This window comes from Streptomyces sp. (genome assembly GCF_050698815.1).
Classification (GTDB): domain Bacteria; phylum Actinomycetota; class Actinomycetes; order Streptomycetales; family Streptomycetaceae; genus Streptomyces.
This window is the reverse complement of record NZ_JBOHCV010000698.1, coordinates 1-4,778: the sequence shown is the minus strand read 5'-3', so window position 1 is coordinate 4,778 and position 4,778 is coordinate 1. Positions and strand designations below refer to the sequence as shown.

Sequence of the window (4,778 nt, the reverse complement as noted above, 5' to 3'; positions counted from 1 at the left end):
CCCTCGCCGTGAGGCGAGGGGTGCCCGGCGTGAGGCGTGAGGCGTGCGCTCAGCCGCCCAGCTGGGTCAGGTCGCGCACCGCGCCCTTGTCGGCGCTGGTGGCCATGGCCGCGTACGCGCGCAGGGCAGTGGAGACCTTGCGCTCGCGGTCGCGGGGCGCGTACGTGCCGTTCAGCGCCGTGCGGCGGGCGGCCAGCTCGTCCTCGCCGACCTTCAGCTCGATCGTGCGGTGGGGGATGTCGATGAGGATCTCGTCGCCCTGCTCGACCAGTGCGATGGCGCCGCCGCCCGCCGCCTCCGGGGAGACATGGCCGATGGACAGGCCGGAGGTGCCGCCCGAGAAACGGCCGTCGGTGATCAGCGCGCACGCCTTGCCCAGGCCGCGGCCCTTGAGGAAGGAGGTCGGGTAGAGCATCTCCTGCATGCCGGGGCCGCCCTTGGGGCCCTCGTAGCGGATGACGACGACGTCGCCCTCCTTGACGCGCTTGGTGAGGATGGCGTCGACCGCCTCCTCCTGCGACTCCAGGACCACGGCCGGGCCGGAGAAGGTCAGGATCGACTCGTCGACGCCGGCGGTCTTCACGACGCAGCCGTTCTCGGCGAGGTTGCCGAAGAGGACGGCCAGCCCGCCCTCGGTGGAGTAGGCGTGCTCGACGTCGCGGATACAGCCGCCCGCGGCGTCGGTGTCCAGCGAGTCCCAGCGCTCGGACTGGGAGAAGGCGGTGGCGGAACGGACGCAGCCGGGCGCGGCGTGGAAGAGCTCGGTGGCCTTGGCGGACGGCGAGCCACCGCGGATGTCCCAGCTCTTGAGCCAGTCGGCCAGCGACGGGGAGTGCACGGAGTGCACGTCCTCCCGAAGCAGCCCCGCGCGGTAGAGCTCGCCGAGGATGGCGGGGATGCCGCCGGCGCGGTGCACGTCCTCCATGTAGTACGAGCCGTTGGGCGCGACCTTGGACAGGCAGGGCAGCGCGCGGGAGAGCGCGTCGATGTCCGCCATGGTGAAGTCGAGCTCCGCCTCCTGGGCGGCGGCCAGCAGGTGCAGGATCGTGTTTGTCGAGCCGCCCATCGCGATGTCGAGCGCCATGGCGTTCTCGAACGCGGCCCGGCCGCCGATGTTGCGCGGCAGCACCGTGTCGTCGTCCTGCCCGTAGTGGCGGGTGGCCAGCTCGACGACGGTGCGGCCGGCGTCCTCGTAGAGCGCCTTGCGTGCGGTGTGGGTGGCCAGCACCGAGCCGTTGCCCGGCAGGGCGAGGCCCATGGCCTCGGTGAGGCAGTTCATCGAGTTGGCGGTGAACATGCCGGAGCAGGAGCCGCAGGTCGGACAGGCGGCGTCCTCGATGCGGCGCATGTCCTCGTCCGAGACGCTCTCGTTGGCGGACTCGGCGATGGCGCTGATCAGGTCTAGCTTGCGGACGGTGCCGTCGACGAGCGTCGCCGTGCCGGACTCCATGGGGCCGCCGGAGACGAAGACGGTCGGGATGTTGAGGCGCATCGCGGCGTTCAGCATGCCCGGCGTGATCTTGTCGCAGTTGGAGATGCAGATCAGGGCGTCGGCGCAGTGCGCCTCCGTCATGTACTCCACCGAGTCCGCGATCAGGTCGCGGGAGGGGAGGGAGTAGAGCATGCCGGCGTGGCCCATGGCGATGCCGTCGTCCACGGCGATGGTGTTGAACTCGCGCGGGATGCCGCCCGCGGCGTGGATGGCCTCGCTCACGATCCGGCCGACCGGCTGCAGGTGGGTGTGGCCGGGCACGAACTCGGTGAAGCTGTTGGCCACCGCGATGATCGGCTTGCCGATGTCCTCGCGCGCTACGCCCGAGGCCTGCATGAGGGCTCGGGCACCCGCCATGTTGCGGCCGTGGGTGACGGTGCGGGACCTCAGCTCGGGCATGGTGGCACTCCCTTGTACGGCGCGGGCCGCCGCGGTGTGCGGGGCCGCAGGGCAGGGGCGGCGCGGCAGCCGGTCGCGGTGAATCGGCGGAACGGCGAATCCGGGCAGCTCGCATGTCCAGTGACCTTCGAGCGTACGCCTCCCGACCAGGATCCGGACAGCTGGATCACATGGTGAGACCGATCGCCCAGTCTGTGGTCCCCCGCGCCCGGGTACGCCCGCCCTGCCCGGCCAGTCGGCCGGTACTAGTGCCGTGACCGGCAATGTTTGCCCGTCAAGGAGCGTCGTCCAGCCATGGGGTCTCCCCGGGCCGCAGGCCCAGGGGACGCGATCGCAAGGCGGCCGGAAGTCCTTGTAGCGGAGCTACCAGGGCTTTCGGCCAACGCGGCGTGGGGGTCCCCCCGGCGAGCCAGGGGGAGTGCGTGATGGGCGGCGCGACAGGGCAAAGCTTGCCGGGAGGGGCACTTAGCCGGTCAGGTGGCGCTGCACGACCGGCCCGAGCCGCTCGACCAGCTCCTCCGGCGGCATCGAGGCGAGCGGCTCCAGCTTGATGACGTACCGGAGCATCGCCGTACCCACCATCTGAGCGATGGCCAGCTCCACGCGCAGCTTCGCGTCCGGCACGTCCAGCTTCGCGGCCACCCGGTTGACCATCCGGCGTGTGACGAGTGCACGGAAGATCGCGGCGGCCGTCTCGTTGTTCATCGCGGAGCGCACGATGGCCAGCAGCGGCTCCCGGGTCAGCGCGTTCTCCCAGATCCGGACGATGTAGCCGACCAGCTGCTCGCCCCACTCCTCCCGGCTGCCGGAGAGCAGCAGGTCGGGCAGGCCCATCGCGGGCGCGAAGGCGCCCTCGACGGCTGCCGTGAAGACCTGTTCCTTGGTGCCGAAGTAGTGGTGGACCAGCGCTGCGTCCACCTCGGCACCGCGGGCGATGGCGCGGACGGACGCCTTGTCGTAGCCGCGTTCCGCGAATTCCGTACGTGCCGAGCTGAGGATCCGCTCCCGCGCGTCCGGTTCGCCGGCGACCCGCTCGGCCGACGCCGGACGGCCGCGTCTGCGTCCTGCTCTGCCGTCACTCACGGCTGCCTCTGCTGGCGCCCGCCCCGTACGGGCGTGGTGGCGAGGTGGAGCCGGGTGTAGGCCAGCGCCTCCGCCAGGTCCGCCTCCCGCTCGGCCGCCGACATCGCGCGGCGGGTGTTGACCTCGACGACGACGTGACCGTCGAAGCCGTTCTCACCCAGCCGCTTCAGCAGTTCGGCGCACGGCTGCGTGCCGCGGCCCGGCACCAGGTGCTCGTCCTTGTTGGAGCCGCTGCCGTCGGCGATGTGCACATGGCCGAGCCGGTCGCCCATCCGGTCCACCATCGCGAGGGTGTCGGTGCGAGAGGTCGCGGTGTGCGACAGGTCGATCGTGAAGTGCCGGTAGTCGTCCCGGGTGGGGTCCCAGTCGGGCGCGTACGCCATCATCTCGCGGTCGCGGTAGCGCCAGGGGAACATGTTCTCGACGGCGAACCGCACGTCCGTCTCGCCGGCCATCCGCCACACGCCGCGCACGAAATCCCGCGCGTACGTGCGCTGCCACCGGAAGGGCGGGTGCACCACGACGGTGGACGCACCGAGCCGCTCGGCCGCCGAACGCGCTCGCTGGAGCTTCACCCAGGGGTCCGTGGACCAGACCCGCTGGGTGATGAGCAGACAGGGCGCGTGCACGGCGAGCACCGGCACCCCGTGGAAGTCGGAGAGGCGCCGCAGCGCCTCGATGTCCTGGCTGACCGGATCGGTCCACACCATGACCTCGACCCCGTCGTAGCCGAGGCGTGCGGCGATCTCGAAGGCCGTCGCCGTGGACTCCGGATAGACGGAGGCCGTGGACAGAGCGACCTTCGCGTCGGGTACGCGCACCGCAGGTTGAGCCACAGCAGACAGCCTAAGGCTCCCGCCGAGTGATCAGCCGGGCGTGCGGCAGACTGCCGCCCCTCGGGCACATGCTGGTCATGCCGCAGGTCACACGGTTTTCGCAACGTTCTGCGGGCGCCGCGGCCGGCCCGCCCCGGCGCCCGTAGCCGTGAGCGATCTCACGCACGCCGAAGGTGATCGAGGCGGCGGAGGATCACACCCTCGCGCAGGGCCCAGGGGCAGATCTCGACCTCCTCGACGCGGAAGATGTCCAGCGCACCCTCCGCGACGAGGGCACCGGCGAGGAGTTGGCGGGCCCGGCCCTCGGAGACGCCGGGCAGCTCGGCACGTTCCGAAGCGGGCATGGCGGCGAGCCGCGGCACCCACTCCTCCAGCGAGCTGCGGCTCAACTTCCGTTCCACGTACGGGCCTTCGGCGGTACGTGCCGCGCCGGCGATGCGCGCGAGCTGCTTGAACGTCTTGGAGGTGCCCACCACGTGGTCCGGTGGGTTGAAGCGGTTGAACTCGCCGACGACGCGGGCGATTTCGGCACGCACGTGGCGGCGCAGCGAACGCAGGTCCGAGGCCTCGGGCGGATCGCCGGGCAGCCAGGCCGTGGTCAGCCGGCCCGCGCCCAGGGGGAGCGAGACGGCCGCGTCGGGCTCCTCGTCCTGCCCGTACGCCAGCTCCAGCGAGCCGCCGCCGATGTCGAGGAGCAGCAACTGCCCCACGGACCAGCCGAACCAGCGGCGGGCGGCGAGGAAGGTCAGGCGCGCCTCGTCCTCGCCCGAGAGCACCTCCAGCTTGACGCCGGTCTCCTCGGCGACGCGGGCGAGGACGTGTTCGGCGTTGGCCGCCTCGCGTACAGCGGAGGTGGCGAAGGGCAGCAGGTCCTCGACGCCCTGGTCCTCGGCGACTTGAAGCGCCTCGGCGACGGTGCCGGCGAGCCGGTCGACGCCGTCGGGACTGATCGCGCCGCCGGAGTCGAG

The 4,778-nt window shown here is 71.7% G+C and carries 4 protein-coding genes; all 4 read right to left on the bottom strand.

Annotation, left to right across the window (positions count from 1 at the left end; genetic code table 11):
• Positions 1-49: 49 nt before the first annotated feature.
• Positions 50-1,891, bottom strand: coding sequence for a dihydroxy-acid dehydratase (ilvD, locus tag ACRDP3_RS24840; RefSeq protein WP_431519228.1), 1,842 nt, complete (start codon positions 1,889-1,891; stop codon positions 50-52).
• A 465-nt stretch (positions 1,892-2,356) separates the two neighbouring features.
• Positions 2,357-2,974: a TetR family transcriptional regulator gene (locus tag ACRDP3_RS24835; RefSeq protein WP_431519227.1), complete on the bottom strand. Its 618-nt coding sequence runs from the start codon at positions 2,972-2,974 to the stop codon at positions 2,357-2,359.
• Positions 2,971-3,810, bottom strand: coding sequence for a sugar phosphate isomerase/epimerase family protein (locus ACRDP3_RS24830; RefSeq protein WP_431519226.1), 840 nt, complete (start codon positions 3,808-3,810; stop codon positions 2,971-2,973). Before ACRDP3_RS24830 ends, ACRDP3_RS24835 begins: the two co-directional genes overlap by 4 nt.
• A gap of 158 nt (positions 3,811-3,968) precedes the next feature.
• Positions 3,969-4,778 (bottom strand): Ppx/GppA family phosphatase (locus ACRDP3_RS24825; RefSeq protein ID WP_431519225.1); only part of this gene is annotated, 810 nt, incomplete at its 5' end.

What these genes read in the sequence shown, in the direction of transcription:
- ilvD (WP_431519228.1), bottom strand. Translation starts at nt 1,891, where the DNA reads ATGCCCGAGCTGAGGTCCCGCACCGTCACCCACGGCCGCAACATGGCG.